General features: G+C 58.6%; 14 protein-coding genes. 11 read left to right on the top strand and 3 right to left on the bottom strand.

Features of this window, described 5'->3' with window-relative positions:
* Positions 1 to 126 precede the first annotated feature (126 nt).
* The 6 genes from BCY88_RS31920 to BCY88_RS31950 all read left to right on the top strand — a co-directional run bounded on the left by BCY88_RS31920 (position 127) and on the right by BCY88_RS31950 (position 9,178).
* On the top strand, positions 127 to 840 hold the full coding sequence (locus tag BCY88_RS31920; RefSeq protein ID WP_220669708.1) for a DUF6088 family protein: 714 nt from the start codon (positions 127 to 129) through the stop codon (positions 838 to 840).
* A 4-nt stretch (positions 841 to 844) separates the two neighbouring features.
* Positions 845 to 1,891: a nucleotidyl transferase AbiEii/AbiGii toxin family protein gene (locus BCY88_RS31925; protein ID WP_120348114.1), complete on the top strand. Its 1,047-nt coding sequence runs from the start codon at positions 845 to 847 to the stop codon at positions 1,889 to 1,891.
* A 459-nt stretch (positions 1,892 to 2,350) separates the two neighbouring features.
* Positions 2,351 to 3,679, top strand: coding sequence for an ImmA/IrrE family metallo-endopeptidase (locus BCY88_RS31930; protein ID WP_120348115.1), 1,329 nt, complete (start codon positions 2,351 to 2,353; stop codon positions 3,677 to 3,679).
* A gap of 988 nt (positions 3,680 to 4,667) precedes the next feature.
* Positions 4,668 to 6,404, top strand: a complete 1,737-nt coding sequence (locus BCY88_RS31940) for a methyl-accepting chemotaxis protein (protein ID WP_120348116.1) — start codon at positions 4,668 to 4,670, stop codon at positions 6,402 to 6,404.
* A gap of 412 nt (positions 6,405 to 6,816) precedes the next feature.
* Positions 6,817 to 7,887, top strand: coding sequence for a GGDEF domain-containing protein (locus BCY88_RS31945; protein WP_183081501.1), 1,071 nt, complete (start codon positions 6,817 to 6,819; stop codon positions 7,885 to 7,887).
* A gap of 574 nt (positions 7,888 to 8,461) precedes the next feature.
* Positions 8,462 to 9,178, top strand: coding sequence for a glycoside hydrolase family 75 protein (locus BCY88_RS31950; protein WP_120348118.1), 717 nt, complete (start codon positions 8,462 to 8,464; stop codon positions 9,176 to 9,178).
* A 143-nt stretch (positions 9,179 to 9,321) separates the two neighbouring features.
* On the opposite strand, the gene BCY88_RS31955 is transcribed toward BCY88_RS31950, so the two are convergent.
* The 3 genes from BCY88_RS31955 to BCY88_RS31965 all read right to left on the bottom strand — a co-directional run bounded on the left by BCY88_RS31955 (position 9,322) and on the right by BCY88_RS31965 (position 14,308).
* A complete protein-coding gene (locus BCY88_RS31955) occupies positions 9,322 to 10,506 on the bottom strand; it encodes a porin (protein ID WP_120348119.1) in 1,185 nt (394 codons plus the stop codon).
* A gap of 72 nt (positions 10,507 to 10,578) precedes the next feature.
* On the bottom strand, positions 10,579 to 13,002 hold the full coding sequence (locus BCY88_RS31960) for a glycoside hydrolase family 31 protein (RefSeq protein WP_120348120.1): 2,424 nt from the start codon (positions 13,000 to 13,002) through the stop codon (positions 10,579 to 10,581).
* Between the two features lie 19 nt (positions 13,003 to 13,021).
* The gene (locus tag BCY88_RS31965) at positions 13,022 to 14,308 is read right to left on the bottom strand and encodes an MFS transporter (RefSeq protein WP_120348121.1); all 1,287 of its coding nucleotides are present in this window, start codon (positions 14,306 to 14,308) and stop codon (positions 13,022 to 13,024) included.
* A gap of 823 nt (positions 14,309 to 15,131) precedes the next feature.
* Here BCY88_RS31965 and BCY88_RS31970 point away from each other — a divergent pair.
* The 5 genes from BCY88_RS31970 to BCY88_RS31990 all read left to right on the top strand — a co-directional run bounded on the left by BCY88_RS31970 (position 15,132) and on the right by BCY88_RS31990 (position 21,499).
* Entirely contained in the window at positions 15,132 to 15,479 is a 348-nt protein-coding gene (locus BCY88_RS31970; protein WP_120348122.1) for a hypothetical protein, read from the top strand.
* Between the two features lie 225 nt (positions 15,480 to 15,704).
* Entirely contained in the window at positions 15,705 to 17,684 is a 1,980-nt protein-coding gene (locus BCY88_RS31975) for an extracellular solute-binding protein (RefSeq protein ID WP_120348123.1), read from the top strand.
* A gap of 40 nt (positions 17,685 to 17,724) precedes the next feature.
* Positions 17,725 to 18,765, top strand: a complete 1,041-nt coding sequence (locus BCY88_RS31980; protein WP_120348124.1) for a microcin C ABC transporter permease YejB — start codon at positions 17,725 to 17,727, stop codon at positions 18,763 to 18,765.
* Entirely contained in the window at positions 18,762 to 19,868 is a 1,107-nt protein-coding gene (locus tag BCY88_RS31985; RefSeq protein ID WP_120348125.1) for an ABC transporter permease, read from the top strand. The genes BCY88_RS31980 and BCY88_RS31985 overlap by 4 nt, the downstream gene beginning before the upstream one ends.
* A complete protein-coding gene (locus tag BCY88_RS31990; RefSeq protein WP_120348126.1) occupies positions 19,865 to 21,499 on the top strand; it encodes an ABC transporter ATP-binding protein in 1,635 nt (544 codons plus the stop codon). The genes BCY88_RS31985 and BCY88_RS31990 overlap by 4 nt, the downstream gene beginning before the upstream one ends.
* Positions 21,500 to 21,518 lie beyond the last annotated feature (19 nt).

Below are 21,518 nucleotides of genomic sequence, written 5' to 3' on the forward strand. Positions count from 1 at the left end.
TCTGCTGTATTGGTTTTGGGGCGTATCCGGAAGTATATCTGTCCGAAATTTGTCATCTTTTTTCGGACGTATGACTTGCGCTCTGTCCGGAAAAAATATACAAATATCGGACAAGGAGTATTCCTCATGCCCGATCTCAAATCCAGAATCTCAGCGTTAATCGATTCCGCAGCGCCTGGCCAGGTTTGGGGACCGTCCGACTTCGCAGATCTGGGAAGTCGCGACGCGGTCGACAAGGTTTTGCAGCGCATGGTTGTGGCAGGAGAGTTGCGGCGAATTGAACGGGGACTCTATGATCGACCGACGCTGAATCGGCTGACGAAAAGTCTCACTACGCCGGACTATCGCGCCGTAGTGGCCGCGATCGCCCGACGTGATCAATTGCGCGTACTGGTCGATGGCATGACCGCAGCAAACGACCTGGGTCTGACCGATGCTGTGCCCGCCCGAGTGATAGTCCATACGGATTCCCGGCGCCGCGGAGTCCAGCTTGGGAACCTGAATATCCAGTTCAAGCAGACTGCCCCGAGCCGGCTCTATTGGGCGGGACGGCCGGCTATGCGAGTGGTGCAAGCCCTGCACTGGCTCAAGGATATGCTGGCCTCCGACCGTGGTCGCATACTCGATCGGTTGAGGTGTGTTCTCGCTGACCCGGTAAACGGAGACGCTATTCGCGAGGACCTTATAAGTGGACTAGGAATGATGCCCATCTGGATGCAGGATGTCGTGCGGGATCTGCTCGATTGTGATCCACCGGACGCGCAGACACCTGTACGGGGACCTTCGATGAAACAGGAGTCTGCACCGACGCCGGGGCAATCGTCTAATACACGGGAGTGAATGATTGAACGACGCTTACCAGGAAGTTATAGCTGCTTCTGATCTCGACCGGCGTGACCTTTTCCTGCGTGCTGCCACCCGGTTGGGGACGGCGGTGCAGAATGTCGAGAAGGACTTCTGGGTCTGCTGGACATTAGACGCATTGTTTAATGGGCTCCCCGCCGGCGGCCCGAGGCTGCTGTTCAAGGGCGGCACGTCTCTATCGAAGGCATTTGGTTTGATTACGAGATTTTCGGAAGACGTCGATGTAACTGTTTTCCGCGATGATCTTGGTCAGCATGCGGATGCGGGCGAACTTGACACGTTGAGCGGAAAGAAGCGTCGAGGGCGGCTCGATGCGATCCGGGAAGCCTGCCAGGCATATATCGCTGGCCCCTTGTCGGATCAGTTCAGTCAGTGCGCACTTGCTGCGATTGGCGACGGGCGCTTCCGGCTGGAGTTGGATCCGGATGATCAGGATCGCCAGAGTCTCCTTTTCTGGTATCCCGCTGTCACGCCTGCAGCAGGAGACTACGTCCGCTCGGCCGTAAAAATCGAATCTGGAGCCAAGTCGGCGCTCGACCCGCACCTCGTTTCCAGCGTCGCGCCATACGTTGATCAGGATCTGCCAGAGCTGGATCTGGCTGTGCCGAACATCACCACCGTGGAGGCAAGACGCACCTTCTGGGACAAGGTCATGATCATTCACGGACTGAGGCAATGGCACGACCGGCGTGCCGAACTTCGGCACGGTGGTCAGCGGGTCTCACGCCACTACTATGATTTGCATCAACTCATTCAGGTCGCTACGGAAGCCGGGTGGCTTGCGGATCGCGAACTTGCTACGGACTGTGTCCAGCACGCGAGGCTCTTTTTTGGCAGCACTGATCTGGGGCTTGAAATAGCGCGGCCGGGCACTTTTACCTTGGCTCCGAGCGCGCCTATGCGCGAGGCGCTCGCCCGGGACTATGCCGCAATGGTGGGAATGGTCTTTGGCGACGTCCCGGCCTTCGACGCGTTGTTGGACGCTGCCGGTCATCTCGAACGAGTCATCAATGAGGCTGCGCCCTAGCGATTGGCGATGGCTCGTTGCGTCGATGACCATACCCTCGCAGGTTGATTCCCGTTTTTCGAGCATATCTATTTGCCGATGCAACAATCCGTTTGATGGACATCGGACCGCGCCCAATTGTGTGTGCTCACCCGGCCAGTCTGTCGCCATATAATCGGTTGCTAGCTGTTTGCTTATCAACGATTGGCGCACGAGTTTACGGGCATGCAACTGTCGCTGAAAGCTACGAGGCGAGCCCGCGTTCAGTAAAGGAGCATAGCGTTATCGTCGCCACGGACGTCTGCATGTTTGAGATCTCATACACGCGCTAAGGTGAAGTTCCTTTGTGTATCACCGACGTTCAGGGCCAAAAAGTAAGATTTGCCGGCGCGAGAGAGAATGGCTAAAGTTGCGCCTAGACTTCGAATTGGCGCGCCACACAAGATCGTAACGGTCCTATCTATCTTCCGATTCTGTTAAATGAGCACACCGCAAAATACAACACGGACTGGCGACGAGTTCGAGAGACGTATTTTTGAACTATTTCGAACAGAAATAGACGCTGAGCGCTTCCCATTTAAAAGAGACTGCTGCAAGCTTTTTTCGAAAAAGGGCTACTATTCGCGCGATCGCTGTTCGGAAATTGTTTTCGATATTGCAATCGAAGTGTACTTTCCCGGGGCGCAGGAATATTCAATGCTGCTCCTCGTCGAGTGTAAGCGATACTCCCACGCTGTGCCGGTTGATGATGTCGAAGAATTCTTCACAAAGGTTCAACAGGTCGGAGCAGCGAACGCAAAGGCTGTGGTCGTCAGTACAGCGGCATTTCAAAGGGGGGCGCTCGAATTTGCGAAGGCTAAGCGAATTGGCCTTGCACGCTATTTCGGGCCTGAAAACTTCAAATGGGAACTGAGACGCTCACCGTCAACGACAGTTCAAAGAAACGCTGATTCTAAGGAGAACGTTGAGCGGGGACTTTCCGACGAAACGTTCAAAAGCTCATCGTTCGATTTTTATTTTCAATCGCCCGGCCGGCTGACTAACTCGTTGTGGGAATTCATTGAAGATGCTTTTTCGGACCTTATATTGGCGCTGGATGTAGCTATACGCGAAATCAAGAACCTACGACGCGACTTGGAAGAAGTCGCCTTTGTGGAAAAAGGAGCAATTGAAGAGATTGGCGCATCCGTCCTATCGAGAATCGGCTACGCCGATGGTGAAGTCGCGCTCCAAGAAATTTGCAAGCTAGAGGCTGAAAGATCTGGACTGCAGTTGCGACTGAACCACCCGGTGGTCGATTCGGGCGCAGAGCCGCATGCACTGGGGCGCATCACGTTTGATCCACTAGTCATTGATGTCTACGCGCAACAGGAGCCAAACCGAGGCCGAGAACGGTTCACATTGGCCCACGAGATGGCGCACCACTTCCTTGACCACGGCCGATATCTGGTAAGCGAATCCTGTGATAGTGACGACTTCGTTCTGCACCGTGCTGGCCTAGATGATTTGGCAATTTCGCGCCTCGAATTTCAAGCTAATTACATGGCCTCCAGCATACTGTTGCCGCGCGCCCAAATCGTTGCCGATTTTTACAGACTCCTACAGACAATCGGGGTGTCGGATAAAGGATTCGGCTCGCTGTACGTGGACGACCAGCCGTGCAACATACAAAATTACGATTTCATAACGGGACGATTGATGCAAAAGTATGGCGTATCTCGCAGTGCCGTTCGAATCAGGCTAGAGACTCTTGATTTGTTGCGAGACAATCGACGCCAACTCGCTGTGGGGCAAATGTTGCACCGATAGGATGCTTTCGCGAATGGATGCGGAGCTACGCAAGTATTGCGGTGACGCGCAAAGACGCGGGGCAGGCCGATCAGCCAGTTCGACGTCGTGATCGCAGCCTGTGCGCGTTCAAGAGGGGACGCACTGGCCACGCGCAATGCGAAGGATTTCTCCGGTTGCGAAGTTGCAGTCATCGAACCGTGGGCGCTGTTCTGAATTGGGATTCGAACCGTCTTTCGGCGGAATGAAATCGGGAATCGGGCTGTCCCAGGCGACAGAAAAACGGGTCTTTCTTAATATGGGTAGAAGTATGGGTAGCGGAAAGGTGTTTTTTCAGAGCCTTGCCTGTAAAGCGCCTTCGGGCGTTTTGGCATCCCTCCGTCTCCGCCAAAAGCGGTTAAAAAACCCCGTAAGCTCAAAGGCTTACGGGGTTTTTTGTTTTTGAGCCCGTCGTCAGGTCCGTCATCCGGTGGCGGCTCGATTCCCTCGATTCTGTTCTTCCGCGTCGTGCCTTGGATGGGCAGTGCCCGACGCTACCCAAGATTTTGTCCCCCGCACTTCTTAGAGGGAAATGGCGCGCAGCCTGCGGCCTTTTGCACTCACAGAAATTTACGACGTAGTCCTACGGGGTATTTGTACGAGTCCACATCAGAATGCCGCCCGACCCGCTGATCGAGTATTTGAGTTCTGCGAAGCGATAGCCGAAGCAGTCTGTCTCAACTGGAGAGCGAGGATTTGAAGCCAGCAAGGCGTGCAATTCTGGACGCGCCTGCAACTCCGTCGTGCACGGCGTATCTCGTCTACAGGCACCACCAGACATCCCTACCGAGAAATCAGCAAACCCCTACATCGATGAACCCTTCATAAGCCAGGGTCCTGGTCGTTTACAAATATTAAGGGCTATTCCTGCCACAACATGCCACTTCGCGGACGCCGGCACGGTTCCCGATCAACTCTGATCGGCTGGGGTGGAGGAAGGGACGCCAACTCTTAATGGTAGGGAAAGAAAATGCAAGGCTTCACACAGAGCATCAAGTTCAAGATCGTCCTGGCCTTCGGTGTGTGTTTAGCGCTGACGGCCGCGGTCGGTGCTTTTGGTATGCAAGGCTTGTGGAAGATGAACCTGGCCATGAGCAGGGCTTATTCACAAAACACAGTTGCGATAGCCGATCTGTCCGAGGTTCGCGCTTCTCAAATCGACTCCCGTCTGCAATTGCGGCGGATTCTATATTTTCGCAACCCCGAAAAGACAGAGACTGCCAAGGAGATTATCCGCGCCGACTGGCAGCGCATCGACAATGCCTGGAGTGAGTACTATCCGGGCGGCGTTTCCAGTGACAGGGAGCGCGCCATAGCCGATGGCATAAATAATCTCCTGTCACAGCTCAAGTCCTCAACAGACTCAGCAGTTGCGGCTATGAGCGCCGGCAACTACGACGCCGCGGCTCCGCTGGTCGAAGATCAGGCTCAGATTGCCGAGTCGATACAGAAACTCATCAATGATGACGCTGCTTTAAACAGAGCCGATGCAAAGCAGGCTGCTGAGGACGGCAACTCTCTGTTCCGGACACTGTTTGGGGTCGCGGTCGCGCTGGTGGGTGCGGGCGTCGTCCTCGCAACCGGTATGTCGATCTACCTGATCCGCGCGATCACGAGGCCTCTAGGCATCGCCGTGAGCGCTGCGAATGCGGTCGCTGACGGCAAGCTTGAGAATCAGATCATCGTGGACTCGCGCAACGAATTCGGCCAGTTGCTGGAAGCGTTGAAGAAGATGGACGGACGGCTCAGCGAGACCGTGCGCGGAATTAAAGGGAGCGCGGAGTCGGTGACGGTGGCGTCTCGTGAAATCGCGAGCGGCAATACGGATCTTTCCGCCCGTACGGAGGAGCAGGCCGCGTCGCTTGAAGAAACCGCAGCCAGCATGGCACAGTTGACCGAGACGGTAAAACAGAACGCTGACAATGCCCGGCAGGCAGACGCACTGGCCACGCGCGCTACTGACATTGCCGATACAGGTAACGATTCGGTTCAGGCCATGGTCGGGACAATTAGCCAGATCAGCAGTAGCTCAAACAAGATTTCAGAAATCACCGGCGTCATTGAAGGCATTGCTTTCCAGACGAACATTCTGGCGCTCAATGCCGCTGTTGAAGCGGCACGGGCAGGTGAGCAAGGGCGAGGGTTTGCTGTGGTGGCCAGTGAGGTTCGCAGTCTCGCACAACGCTCCGCCACCGCCGCGAAGGAAATCAAGGAACTGATCAACTCGTCCGTGACAACGATTCAGGACGGCGCGCAGCAGGCAGCCGAAGTTAGCGCCACCATGGGGCAGGTCAAGCAGGCAATCAAGCAGGTGTCCGATATCGTCAGCGAGATCGCGGCCGCGTCCGACGAGCAAAGCCGTGGCATTGAACAGGTGAATCAGGCCGTCGGTCAGATGGACGAAGTCACGCAACAGAATGCGGCGCTTGTCGAGCAGGCAGCCGCTGCGGCACAGTCACTTGAAGAACAGGCCAGCCGTCTGAAGGAGGCCGTTTCCGTGTTCAGGGTCGCCAATACGAGGCAATCTTCCGCACGTACGGCGATTCCGCAAAGCAAGCCTCGCACCCCTGTAACCAGAGTTTCCGACGTGCGTTATTTGGAGCCCGCAAAGCCGAGAGCTGTCCCCGCCATCATCGCAAGCGGAGCGACCAACACCTCGACCAACACCTCGACCGATATCGCGAAAGCGGACTGGGAAACGTTCTGATTGCAAGACGCGTCGTGCTCAGAAGCGTCAGGGTTCAGAGCGATAAGCACCCTTCAATTCGGCTGGGCGCTCTATGAGAAGAGCCTGGAGTTTCTGGAATGGAATCGCCACAGCTTTAGTTCTGCTGTTGGCTTGTTGTTTGCCGTTGATCGCGCCGCACAGAGGCGGATGGACATCCGCGTCTCTATTCCTGTTAGGGGCGGGGTTGATTGTCCTCGGGGTTTCAGAGGCTCGCCTGACAAAATTGTGGCGAACTTCGATGGTCTGCATCGGAATTTTTCATGTTGGTACAGCGATTTTTTGATGGGTCGGCATTTCGTGAGGCTGCAATCCTGCGTCGGACGATGGCCGACGTGCAATTACCATGTGTCGCCGGGAAGTCACTACGCTAGCAATGTACAAGGACCTTGATATGCAGTTGATGCACAAAATCAGGTCCCTCGAAAGAGATGTCATCTTTCGAGACCGCTCAGAGCGATGGCTGTTTTGGCACCATTCAGCCCTCAACTTGCGACATCTGGCGGTTTGTCTCGGAATCGTGGGATTCGCGGCCTGGACTTTGTCGAGAATTTTCGCTCAACCGGGTCCTCCGTTTGATGTAGCGGAAACGATCATGGCAGTGGCCGGCATGCTGATCGGATGGACAACGGTGTATTTTTCCCGTGGAGCGGTCACACATTCGATTGGCTGCTCTGTTTTTGTAACGGCACTCGCGCTCGGTCTTCACGGTGACGTTGTCAGGACATCAAATCCCGAATTCTGGACCATTCCGTTGGGCATTGTGATTACTCTTGGTATGGTCGCGGTTTTCGCAGATTATTATAGTTATTTTATATGCAACATGATCGTCTGGTTTATTATAGCGCGCAATGAGGTTGATCTATTGTTGAACTTGCAAGATTTAAACTGGATAATAATCGCTATTTCATCGGGAATCACGTTGGGATTCCTGCTTAACTACCTTTTCGTGCAAGAGAGAAAAAAGGTATTTCTTGTTCAGAGAGAGTTGATCAAGCTGGCCTTTAAAGACGCGCTGACAGGCATTGATAATCGCCGAAGCCTGATGGAGTCGATGCAGGATCATCACGCTCGCGCCGCAACAGACGACTTCTACCTTTTGCTCATTGACATCGACGACTTTAAACGCGTTAACGACACGTTGGGCCATGACGTCGGGGACCAGGTGCTGGTGGCAGTAGCGGCTGTCATCGACCGGTGTGCGCAGATGCATACTTTCGGGCGCCTTGGCGGCGAAGAGTTCGGTGTCATATTTGCGGGTGAAGAAGGCGCTGCGTGTGCTTTGGCACAGCGGCTTTGCGAGAACGTTGCGAAATCGCGCATTTCAACTCACGCCGTTACGATCAGCATCGGGTTGTCAAAATTTTATGAAACAGTAAGTCTCGCGGACATTTTCAGAACCGCCGATCAGGGGCTCTATGAAGCGAAGCGGCAGGGTAAAAATAGATATGTTTTGATTTCCTGATGTGTTCAGGTGTCGGGCAATCTATGATTGAGCACGAGAACCTTGGGTTTCAGATCGCGATGGGCATGTTGTTTCGCCGCACTCGAGTGGCTTACGGTCGATAAAATAGACACGACGCAGGAAATAGGCGGACCATCAGGTCGACACGGGAATCGATCTCGCATGATTCGCGTCACTTTTCACATGTTTGTAACTGAAAAAAACATCAAATGGGAATTTCAGAATGTCTGTGATTATCGGCATTGATCCTGATACAACCAGTAGTCTTTCCGCGTTTTGGCAGGGGAGCGCGCGACGCTACCAATGTCCGGCTGACGTCTGGGCCGGTTACCCGGTACGTCTTTGAGTGCGCACAGGAAGACCGCTTCGAACGCCGTCCCACGCGGGTGCTGTACCGGAAGCCGGAGTGCATCTGGTGCCTGCAAACCGCGCTGCATGACCGTTGGCTAGTAACAGCAGCAGACAGAAGATATAGAGTCATTTGTCGACGCCAGCATTAGCGGGCAGACAGGTATTCCGCGGCAGTTTGCGGTTGTGCCGAGACGCAGGTAAACACATAAACGGGGAACGAAATATGCGAATTCGACATAGTGCGACACTGATTGCGGCAACGTTGCTGATGTGCGGAGTTGCGGAAGCTGGGCCGCTGGAAGATGTCACGCGGCTGATCGGCAAGGCAAACCAGACGCCGCAACAGCCCATCAAGTTCTCGGACGGTAGCGTCAATTGGATCGACGGCTCCTCTGTTTTCAGGCTTCCGGCTGCCCAGGCGGTCATCGTCAAAGCGCGAAACCTCGCGCTCGACACGGATGGAGCTTCTGCAGAAGTTCGAAGTTGCGACCCGGATGCCCAAGGTGGTACTGCACTTCCGGACCGCCATGGCAACGCCATCGATTCGAATGCGACGCCATACTACGTTCTGCCCTCATGTGACCGGGGGTCCAAAAACTATGCAAGCTGTAAGAAGAATCCTCCGTATCGGCAGCTTGGCTTGCAGACGGGTGACCTTGCGGCGGTTATAACGGGCGACAAGATTGCCTATGCCATCGCGGGAGATACTGGTCCGGAAAAGAAATTTGGCGAAGGCTCCATTCAGCTTCATCGGCGACTCGGTCACGAGGTTATCGGTGCGAACCCGAGGAACCCGCAATGCGCAGCGAATGTGAGCCTGCCGCAAGAAACCTACCTGGTGATTTTTCCAAAGTCGAACCACAAGTGGTTGCCCAACGAAGAGATTGATCGCGCCGGCGCGGCGCTGTGGAATAACTTGCTGGCGGTAGATGGGCAGTGACTGCCTGCAACGTCAGTCAGGCATGCGGCTATGCCGCGAAGATCGTACCGGGAAGCGGGACTGTGTTGCACGCGTATCCGGTTTGTTTTTTTCCGCTCCAGAATGTCCTTCATTCTGGAGCGGCATCCAACCGGGTATCTGCATCAAAACGCGTGCCGCAGTCCCACCATGCCAACGAATTGCGACGGCCCGGACGACGGCGTCGTATTCTGCGAGTCGCCGACCACCGCTACTGCGTCGGTAATGCCCGTTCCTGTGCCCGCTGAAACCAGCGTCTTGCCTCGCGCATGTTGGTACGCTTCCAGTGCGTACACCGTGGTGCGAGTCGAGAGGTTGTAGGTCTGCTCGAGCGAGATCTGGTGATAGCGCGCGGCATCGTTGATGCCATTTGCCTTGCTTGTCTGCGTATAGCTATAGCCGGCGCCCACAGTCACGGCCGGCGTAATCCGGTATGTGGAAATCACGCCGTACGTATTGAACACACCCTCGTCGGTGAACAGTGAACCGGAACCCGGTGCGTACTGCACGTTCGAATAGTTCACGCCGACCATCAGGTCCTGGTGCGTGTAGCGAGCCGCTGCGGCGAACAGTTGTGCGCTACGTGCCGTCGCATAGCCGCTGTTCACCGGCGAGTTGACGGCGTAGGTGCCGAGCGCCTGGCTCGTCGCGATGTCTTTCAGCTTCACATAGCCCACTGCGATCGCAAACGGCTGGTAGTCGTAGCGAGCCGCCGCGCTGAATTGGCTGCCGCTGGCCACGCTGCCCGGCACACCGCCCAGACCGTACTGCGCGCTGAACTGCAAGCCGGCCAGGTTCGGCGACAGGTAGGTTACCGAATTGTTAAGGCGCAGCGTGGTGTCGAGTGCGTCGAGGTCACCGGGGTGCGCACCTGTCGCACCCGTTAGTACACCTGTCGGCCCGAGCGCGCCGACCATCTGGAAGTAGGGCGTGTACTGGCGGCCAAGCGTCACAGTCCCGTACTTGTCATTGCTCAGCCCGACGTACGCCTGTCGATTGAAAATGAAGCCTGAGCTGCTTTGCGCGCCAGTCAGCGAGTTGAAGCCGCTTTCGAGCCGGAAAATCGCCTTCGTGCCACCGCCAATGTCTTCCGCGCCAAGCAGGCCGAATTTGCTTGCCTGCAGGTTGCCCTGGCTCATGTAGAAGTTGGCGTGCCCCTTCTGGTTGCTGGAGTAGGCGAAGGCGTTATCGACAACGCCATACAGCGTCACGCTGCTTTGCGCCGCCGCACCAGTTGATAGCACGGCGCCCGCAAACGGCAGGCACGAGAGGACGAGTGCGCGTGTCCGCGCGCGCTTCAATGAATTCATGGCTAGCAGGTCTCCGGATTAGATATCGAGCGTTGCACTTACGGTCAGCTCGGGTCAGTGATGCATGCCTGGTTAGTGGGCAATGGAAATCGTCAGGCACCGCCAGCCGTCGACCGTGTGGTCGGCGACCAGCGTGCCGTCGATGCAGACGGGCGTGCGTACTTCGCTTGCAGGCACGAACAGTCGAACGTCCTGCTGTGGCTGCTGGACCCAGCCTTCGCGCAGGATCGAAATGCGTAACGTGCTCGCATCGCCGGTAATCGTGACGTTCCAGCGGCCTTGCGCGCCTGTGCGCCAGGCTTCGCTTTCGCCATCGTCCTCGACGCAGCCGCCGCACGCGACGCCCGTGCCGGTGTGCGGCACGGCGATGAACGCACGTTCGTCGGCGGGGCGCCCAAAGTGCTGTTCGGCGATGTTCAACGGAATCACGCTGCCCTCACGCAGCAAGGTCACCGGTCGCTCGAATGGGGCAGGCAGGTTCACCGTCTGACCGCCTTCGAACACCTCGCCACTCCAGTACGACGCCCAGCGCGTGCCGGCCGGCAGATAAACATCGCGCGTCGACTGGTCTGCCTCGACCACGGGCGCAACCAGCATTGAGGAACCCAGCATCATGTCGTCGCCATCGGCGAGACAGCGCGGATCGTGTGGAAACTCGGCGAACAACGGGCGCAACACAGGCTCGTACGCGCTGTGCGATTGCCACAACAACTCGTACAGGTAGGGAATCAGCCTGTAGCGCAGTTTGATCAGGTCGGCCACCTGACGCGTGACTTCGGGGTACATCCACGGCTCGTTGACCGTGCCGTCGTCGTTCCAGGAATGAATGCTGAAACGCGGCAGAAAGATGCCGAAGGCGACCCAGCGGACGAACAGATCCGGACCCGGCGCCGGACCCGAGAATCCGCCGATATCGTGACCGCTGTTCGACACACCGGACATGGCGAGCCCGAGGCCCATCTTCAGATTGAAGCGCAGCGTTTCCCATGAGGTGTAGTTGTCGCCGGACCATGTCTGCACATAGCGCTGCATGCCGGCGCCACCTGAGCGGGACACGAGGAACGGCCGGCGCTCGGGTGCATATTCGCGCTGCGCGTCGTGTGATGCACGCATCATCAACTGTGTTTGCAGTACCTTGGCCTCGCGTGCCGGATACGGCTGGCCGAAACCCTGAGCGATCGCGTCGGACGACCAGATTTCGAATTCGTTGTTGTCGTTCCAGGTGGCGGCGATACTGTGCTTCAACAAGCTGTCTTTCACGCGCGCTTTCCACCAGTCGATGGTGGCGGGATTCGTGAAGTCCAGATAGGCGCCTACTTCGTCCCAGAACTGCACCCATGCCGGATCGCCGTTACTCGATGCGATCAGCAGGCCGGCGCGCGCCACTTCGTCGAACGCCGGGTGATCCTGCAACAGGCACGGCTTGATGTTCGCGCACAGGCGCACGCCATGTTCGAGATAGCTCCGCACGAAACCGTCGATATCGGGAAACTTCTCGTGGTTCCAGTTGAACACGTAACGCTTCGCACCGATCGACGTATAGCCCGACGACAGATGGAATGAATCGCACAGCACGTCGTGCTCGCTGCATCGTTCGATGAATTCGCCCATGCGCTGCTGGGCGTCGGGCGCGTCGGTATAGCTCATTGTCGAGCCGGAGTAGCCGAGTCCCCATTTCGGCATCCAGGCCGGACGCCCAGTCAGCCAGGTGAAGCGGCGCACCGCATGCAAGGGCGTACCCGCCGACGCGATGAAGTAATAGTCGAGATCGCCATGCTCGGCGACAAAGTGCCGGTAGTGGCCGTGATAGTTATCGAGCTCGCGGCCCATGTCGAAGCGGCAGTCGGCAAGCGTGTCGTAGAACAGGCCGAATCCGGTCGACGTTTGCGGCTGCCACGTCACGTAGAAAGGGATGTGCTTGTAGAGCGGGTCGGTGGTGCGCGCGCTATAGCCCATCGCGTCGATGTTGCGCATTTCGTAGGACTGATCCGCGCGGTTGAGCGAACCGGCGCGCTCACCTAAACCGACATATATTTCGTCCTTGCGACGCTCGACGTAGTGGTACACGCGCTCGTCCCACCAGCCGAAGTTGTACGCCTGGGTCTTCCGATCGGTCATCACGCGATGCCACGCAGCGTCGTGCAGGATGTCCCAGGCGCAGAATCCGCCGTCCAGCGTGACGGTCAACCGCACGCGGGCCGTTTCAATGACAAGGTGCCCGGCGTCGGTCGAGACGTCAAAGCTGGGCGGCGTGAAACCGCTTATGTCGCGGCGCTCACGGCCTTCGAGCGGAACGTCGTCCGCGCCCGGCGCGATAGACCAGGTTCGCGGGCCGTGCGTTTCGCCGTCCGGCAGCACGAGTACCCGGATGATGTCTTCGGCGAGAACGAACAGTTCAATCCGGCAGTTCTCCTGCGCAGTAAGAACGATGTGATTGCCGGCGTGGGATGACAGTGAAAAACGCGGCGGGTGTTTCAGATTCGTCAGTGAACGCATGATGTGTCTTCGAGTGAGGTCACGCAGCCGTGCTGGCATTGTTGTCGACTTGATGCGGACGCGCGTCGCGGGTGACGCCGCGCATCAGAATGATCAGCAGCGTGGCGCCGATCAGGTCGAACGCGCCGAGGGCGCCGAATAGCGGCGTATAGCCGATCGAATCGGCCAGCGCGCCGACCAGCAGCGAAAAGCCCAGGCCGCCGATCCACGCGGACATCCCTGCAAATCCGGCAACGGTGCCGACTTCGCCGGGGTCGAACACGTCGGCGGCCAACGTGTTGACGAGCGCCGAGATCATCTGATGCGCGAAGCCGCCGACGCAGAAGAGTGCGATTGCCTGATACGGTGAGGCGACGAGGCCGATGCATGCCGGTCCGAGCATCATGAACGCACCGAGCACCACGCCCGCGATTCGCGATCCGATCAGCGGCATGCGGAAATGCTTCATCAGGAAGGGCGACAGGTAGCCGCCGAAAAGACCGCCGAGGTCGGCGGCCAGAAACGGCAGCCATGCGAACAGCGCGATCTGCTTCAGATCCATATGGCGTTGCGTCGCGAGGTAAAGGGGAATCCAGAAACTGAAGGTTTGCCAGGCGGGTTCCGCGAAGAAGCGTGCTTGTGCGATCGCCCAGAACCGGCGCGTGCGCAGTACTTCGCGGATGCTGCGCCGTTGCGGCGCGCCCGGCGTTTGGCCGCTGACAATCGCTTCGCGCTCGGCCGCGCTGATGCGGGCGTGGTCGGCCGGTGAGCGGTACAGCACATACCAGACGGCTGCCCAGACGAAGCCGAGCGCACCGGTCACCGCGAAGGCGCTTTGCCAACCATATCTCAGCGACAGAAAGACGACGAGCGGCGGGGCGAGCAGCGAGCCGAGCGACGTGCCCGCATTGAAATAACCCACCGCCACGGATTTCTCGCGATTGGGAAACCATTCGGCGACCACCTTCATGCCCGCCGGAATGGCGACGGCCTCCGTCAAGCCCATGAGTCCGCGCAAGGCGGCCAGCGAGAGCCAGCCGCTCGCGAAACCGTGCAGTACGCCTGTCAGCGACCAGAGGCAGGCGAACAGCGCAAAGCCCAGACGCAAACCGATCAGATCGATGATCAGGCCGCACACCGGCTGCATGATCGTATAGCCGACCTGGAACGCACCGACCACGTACGAGTACTGCTTGGTGCTCATGTGCAGAAGCTTCGTCAACTCCGGCGCCATCACGCCGAGAGCGTTGCGCGACAGGTAGTTGACGATCGTCCCGGCACACACGAGCGCGATGATCCACCAGCGCAAACCAATGATTGTTTTCAAAATCTGTCTCCGTACCCAATGTGTCCGCTGACTGTCCGCAGGTCGGCAGGCATGCGCGAATTCGAACATTTATCTGCATTTAGTGTCAGTCATCGTATCACTGGTTGAGCACCGTTGCACCAGGGAAAACCATGGTTTAAGTGGTTGAGTTTCTTGAAATATCCGCTGAATTCGGCTTTTTTTAAAGAATCTTGAGCATATTGAGGTCGGACGACCGGTGACTAATGAAAATGGAAAGAATGTTCTTTCGAACATCAAATGTTCGTTTGGGTGGTCTTCGCGAATGGGCTCGGCCGAGCGTTGTGGGAATCGCGGCCGGGGAGTGGTTCGGCGACAGATAGCACGTTGCAACGCCATGCGGCCCTGGATCCGCGGTGCGTCGTCTATGAGGGGGGCGGCGGCGGGAACACGCTGCGATTGCGTGGGGTGGCCCTGGGAGTATGGCGTTTGTCTGGGCGCGTTACGCGCCGAAAAATACTTCGATATCCTACTGATATAGATGTGCGCGCACGGTCTCGACCGCAAGAGTAATTGGGGAATCGGCGACTGGATGATCTGATGCGCGCGAGCGCAGCGGGCAGCATTGCCGTGCAGCGGCGAGGGCGGTGAACGCGGGCAACTTGCCGGCGGACGGGCGGCTCAAGGTGTGTCGGCGCGATTACGTCACCGCCACTTTTTCACCAAACCTTTGTCCAATGTAACGAGACGTAACCGGGCGGCCAACAGTGCGATGTTATGCATCAGTTATTACAAAGTTGAAATACGCGGACGGTTGCCTTGCGCTATATTTCGGCCAACAACACATTCTTCAAAAGGGTGATCAATGAAGTCCGCACGTATTGTTCCATTTCTGATCGGGGTTCTCGGGTTGGCTGCGTCGGGTGCTGCAATGGCCGGCGGGCTCAGCGTAGGCGTCAATATCGGTATCCCCGCGCCGGTCTACGTGGCTCCGGCGCCGGTCTATGCACCGCCGCCGCCGCCTCCGCCGCCCGTTGTCTACCAACCGGCTCCCGTGTACTACGGTGGTCCGGCCATCGTGATCGGCTGGCACGGCGACCGCTACTGGGACGGCCGCCGCTACTGGGGGCGTGACGACTGGTACCGTCGTCATCCCCCGGGCCGCTACGATTATGGCCGTGACCATTACGACAATCATCGCGGCTGGCACTGAGCCACGAGGAAGCTGCAGTTGACGCGTTTGCCGCGTCGAAAAAAAACCGCCCAGAGTCTGGGCGGTTTTTTATTGCGCTCGCGAAAGCTGTCAACCATGAATTTCCCCGATGAGGTCTGCCTACCCCACACGTCAAACTCACGCCGATGAGATGTGCGGATTGCGCGAGTTTATTGGGTAGAATTCTCTCCACATTACAATCGCCCACTGACCAATAAGGCCCCCATGACAACTGGCTCGCGATGGGTTCAAACGCCTCGTGCACTTTGGTGCCGCGTGATTCACAGGCTATCGCGTGTCGGTCTATCGGTTGTGCCACGCCGCGGTTGCTCGGGACGTGCCAGCGCGCTGTGCGGCGTGTTCGTCCTCGCCGGTCTGCTCGCGGCGCCCGAGGCCCGGGCGGTCTATGCGATCGCGCAGTACGGCGAGCCGAAATATCCCGCGGATTTCAAGCACTTCGACTACGTCAACCCGGACGCGCCCAAAGGCGGCACGCTGGTCATGGCCAATCCGAGCCGGCTCACCAGCTTCGACAAATTCAATCCGTTCACGCTGCGCGGTAACCCCGCACCGGGCCTCGAGATGCTGTTCGAAAGCCTGACCGTCGGCAGCGGTGACGAAGTGGCTAGCGCCTATGGGCTGCTTGCCGACGACATCAATATTGCGCCCGACGGCTTGTCGACCACCTTCCACATCAATCCGCGCGCCCGTTTTTCGAACGGCGATCCCGTCACCGCGGATGACGTCAAGTTTTCGCTCGACACGCTGAAGAGCCCGCAGGCCGCGCCGCAGTTCGCGTCGGTATTCGGCGAGATCACACGCGCGGTAGTCGTTGATCCGCATACGATCCGCTTCGAGTTCCATCAACGCAATCGCGAGTTGCCGTTGCTGGTGGGCAGCATGCCGGTGTTCTCGCGCAAGTGGGGAATGAAACCGGACGGCAGCCGGATTGCGTTCGATCAACTGGCGTTCGAGAAGCCGATTGCCAGCGGCCCCTATCTGATCGACCAGTACGACAACGGCCGCACCATCACGTATCGGCGCGATCCGAATTATTGGGGAGCGGCGTTGCCGGTGCGTGTCGGTACCAACAACTTCGACCGGATTGTCTACAAGCTGTATTCGGATAATGTCGCACGGCTGGAAGCGTTCAAGGCAGGCGAATACGACGCGATGGTGGAGTACATTGCGCGTAACTGGGTGCGGCGCGACATCGGCAAGAAGTTCGATACCGGCGAGTTGATCAAGCGCGAGTTTCCGCAACATAACGGCACCGGCATGCAGGGCTTCATCCTCAATCTGCGCCGCCCGTTGTTCCAGGACGTGAGAGTGCGCAAGGCGCTCGATCTCGCGTTCGATTTTCAGTGGCTGAACCGCCAGTTGTTCTTCAATCAGTACACGCGCATCGACAGCTTCTTCGCCAACACGGATTTGCAGGCGAAGGGGCTGCCAACGCCGGGTGAACTCGCGCTTCTCACGCCATGGCGCGCAAAACTCGATCCGGCCGTGTTCGGCCCGCCGCCGAAGCAGCCGGACACGGACCCGCCGGGTTCGCTGCGGGCCAATCTGCTTGAGGCTCGCGCCCTGTTGCAGCAGGCAGGATGGACCTACCGCGACAATGCATTGCGTAACGCCAAAGGCCAGCCATTCGAATTCGAAATTCTCGACGACTCCAGTTCCGAAGCGGCAATGTCGCCGATCGTCGCGACGTATATCCGCAATCTGCAAAAGCTGGGCATCAAGGCGACATTCCGCGTTTCCGACTTCGCGGTCTATCAGAAGCGGCTCGACGCATTCGACTTCGACACGACCACGATCCGCATGCCGGACGTACAGGTGCCCGGTTCGGAGCAGATCGAGCGGTTCGGCAGCAAGGCCGCGGACACGCCCGGCTCGGACAACATAATCGGGCTCAAGTCGCCGGCCGTCGACGCGATCCTGAGCGCGCTCGTGCATGCGCAGACGCAGGAGCAACTGATCGACGCGACACACGCGCTCGACCGCGTGCTGATGCATGGCTACTATGTGATTCCGCAGTGGTACAGCGCGACGCACCGGGTGGCGTTCAAGCGCGGACTCGCGTGGCCCAAAACCTTGCCTCTGTACTATGGCGCGGAAGGCTGGATCACGACGATGTGGTGGTATGCGCAGCCCCAATCGACGCAACCGCAGACGCAGCCCCAACCGCAATCCGAGGCGCACTAAAGCGTCATACATTCACTGCCTTCGCACCGGAACCGACGCCATGTGGAGCTACATCCTCAAACGCCTGCTGTTGATGATTCCGACCTTGCTCGGCGTGCTCACGCTGACCTTCGTCGTGATCCAGTTCGTCCCGGGCGGCCCGGTCGAGCAGATGCAGCACGAACTGCGCAAAGGCGCCGAGAACGGCGCGCCGTTCGGCCTGCGCTCGCATAGCGGTGTCGACGCGCAGCAGATCGCGCAACTGAAAGTGCTGTACGGTTTCGACAAACCGCCGCTCGAACGCTATGTGCTGATGCTCAAACGTTTCGCGACATTCGACCTTGGTCAAAGCTATTTTCGCCACCAGAGCGTGTGGTCGCTGATCATTTCGAAGTTGCCGGTATCGATCAGCATCGGCTTATGGACGTTCTTTCTGACGTACCTGATATCGGTGCCGCTGGGGATAGCCAAGGCGGTGCGCAACGGCTCGCGCTTCGATGTCGCGACGAGCCTCGTCGTGCTGGTCGGTTACGCGATTCCGGGTTTTGTCCTCGGTGTGCTGTTGCTGGTGCTGTTCGGCGGCGGCAGCTTCCTGCAGCTTTTCCCGCTGCGCAATCTCACTTCGGACAACTGGGCGCAGTTGAGTTGGGGCGGCAAGATCCTCGACTACCTGTGGCATATCACGCTGCCGATCACGGCCTCGGTGGTGGGCAGCTTCGCCACCGTCACGATGCTGACGAAAAATGCCTTCCTCGACGAGATCCGTAAGCAGTACGTGCTGACTGCGCGCGCCAAAGGTTTGTCGGAAAAGCGCGTGCTGTGGAAGCACGTGTTTCGCAACGCGATGCTGCCCTTGATCGTCGGTTTCCCGTCGGCGTTCGTCGCTGCGTTCTTCACGGGCAGTCTGCTGATCGAGACGCTGTTTTCGCTCGACGGACTCGGCCTGCTGTCGTACGAATCGGTCGTGCGGCGCGACTATCCGGTCGTGCTCGGCACCTTGTATCTGTTTACGCTGATCGGTCTTGCGACCAACCTGATTTCCGATCTTTGCTATGTGTGGGTCGATCCCCGCATCCAATTCGAACAACTGGAGCGCAGATGAATCGAGCCCGCCTTTCAGCCGACGCGACCGCGCGCACCGAACTGGTTCGCGCATTCGTCTCGCCGACGCCCGCGCGACGCGTCTGGCAACGTTTTCGCCAGCAACGGCTTGGCTACTGGAGTCTGATTATCTTTGTCGTCGCGTTTGCAGCGAGTCTCGCCGGCCCGCTGTGGTCGAACGACAAACCGCTCGTCGTGCGCTACGAAGGACAGTTGTATTTTCCGATGTTCAAGACCTACGCGGAGACCACGTTCGGCGGCGACTTCCCGACGCAGGCCGATTATCTCGATCCGTATATCAAGCATCGTTTCGATGCGCCGGGTAATTTCGCGGTGTATCCGCCGAACCGCTACTACTACGACACGCTGAACTATTTCTCGAAAGCGCCGAACCCGGCGCCGCCGTCGCGTGACAACTGGCTCGGCACCGACGACCGCGGGCGCGATCTGTTCGCGCGTCTTCTGTATGGCTTTCGCGTGTCGGTCGAATTCGGGCTGGTGCTGACCTTGATTGGCACGGTACTCGGGATTGCCGCCGGCGCGGTACAGGGATATTTCGGAGGACGTATCGACATTGTCGGGCAGCGGCTGATCGAAATCTGGAGCGCCATGCCGCAGTTGTATCTTCTGATTATTTTCGCTTCGATCTTCGAGCCGGGCTTCATTCTGCTGATTGTGCTGCTGTCGCTATTTGGCTGGGTGAGCCTCGCGGCCTATGTGCGCGCGGAGTTTCTACGCAATCGCCAGCAGGACTACGTGCGCGCGGCACGGGCGATCGGCCTGTCGAACTGGCAGATCATGTGGCGGCATATCTTGCCGAACAGCCTGACGCCGGTGATCACGTTCCTGCCGTTCACCATGAGCGGCTCGATTCTCGCGCTCACCAGCCTCGACTTTCTCGGCCTTGGCGTGCCGTCGCCGACGCCAAGCCTCGGCGAGCTGCTTGCGCAAGGCAAGGCGAATCTCGACGCGTGGTGGATCTCGTTGTCCACCTTCGGTGTGCTGGTCGTGTTGCTCCTGCTTCTGACCTTCATGGGCGACGCGCTGCGCAATGCGCTGGACACCCGCATTGCCGACGCCATGCGCGCAGGAGGCAACCAGTGAGCGCGATAGTGGAGAACGACGTCAAACAGGGCGTGACGCCGCCGCTGCTGGAGCTCGATCGTCTGCATGTGGCGTTCGGCGATACCGTCGCGGTGAACGATGTCACGCTCGCGATTCAACGCGGCGAGCGGGTCGCGCTGGTCGGCGAATCAGGCTCGGGCAAGAGTGTCACCGCGCTGTCGATCCTGCGTCTGTTGAGCGACGCGCAGGTGAGCGGATCGATCCGTTTCGACGGCGAGGATATGCTCGCCAAAAGCGAACGTGAGATGCGCGGTGTGCGCGGATCGGACATCGCGATGATCTTCCAGGAGCCGATGACGGCGCTCAATCCGCTCTATACGGTGGGCAACCAGATTGCGGAGACGATCGTCGTGCACGACGGCGTCGCGGCGAACGAAGCGCGCAAGCGCGCCGTGGCGCTGCTGGGGCGTACGGGTATCGCCGAGCCCGGCAAGCGCGTGAACAGCTATCCGCATGAGCTCTCGGGCGGTCAGCGGCAGCGCGCGATGATCGCGATGGCGCTCGCGTGCCGCCCCCGTCTGTTGCTGGCCGACGAGCCGACCACGGCGCTCGACGTGACGATTCGCGCGCAGATCGTCGAACTCCTGCTGGAGTTGCAACGCGACGAAGCCGAGAAGCGCGGCATGGCTGTGCTGCTGATCACGCACGACCTGAATCTGGTGCGCCATTTCGCGCAACGTATCGCGGTGATGGAAAAGGGTGTGTTGGTGGAGAGCGGGCCGGTCGAGCAGGTGTTCGAGTCGCCGCAGCACCCGTACACGCAGCGCCTGCTCGCGAGCCGTCCGCAGCGCACGGTGGTCCCCGTACTGCCGATTTCACCGGTACTGCTCGAAGCGCGCGATGTCTCGGTCGACTTCAAAACGAAACTGCCGGGCCTGAGCGGCTGGTTTCGCTCGGGGCAGTTCCGCGCGGTCGCCGATGCGAATGTGTCGGTGCGCCAGGGCGAAACGTTGGGAATCGTCGGCGAATCGGGTTCGGGCAAATCGACGCTGGCGATGGCGCTGCTCGGACTGCAACGCACCGCGCACGGCGAGATCGAGTTTCAGGGCAGGGCGCTTGGCAGCTATCGCGGCCGCGAACAGACCGCCTTACGCTCGAACATGCAAGTTGTCTTTCAGGACCCGTTCAGTTCGCTGTCGCCGCGCCAGACCATCGAGCGGATCGTCGGCGAAGGACTCGCGCTGCATCGGCCGCAGATGAGCGAGCAGGCGCGGCGCGACAAGGTGGTGTCGGTTCTGCGCGAAGTTGGTCTGGATCGCACGGTGTTGTACCGCTATCCGCACGAGTTCTCCGGCGGCCAGCGGCAGCGCATTGCAATCGCTCGCGCGCTGGTGCTGGAGCCGCGCATCCTGATCCTCGATGAACCGACCAGTGCGCTCGACGTGTCGATCCAGCAGCAGGTATTGAAACTGCTCACCGGATTGCAGCAGAAGTACAACCTCGGCTTCGTTTTCATCAGCCACGATCTGGCCGTGATCGGGGCGATGGCGCATCGTGTCGCGGTCATGCAAAACGGTTCAATCGTCGAAAGCGGCGACGTTGAGCAGATTTTTGCGACACCGGTGCACCCTTACACTCGAAAGCTGCTGAAAGCGGCGCTTGAGTACTGATTTTGCACTCTTTCACCAA

It is taken from the genome of Paraburkholderia fungorum (assembly GCF_003610895.1).
GTDB classification, from domain to species: Bacteria; Pseudomonadota; Gammaproteobacteria; order Burkholderiales; family Burkholderiaceae; genus Paraburkholderia; species Paraburkholderia fungorum_B.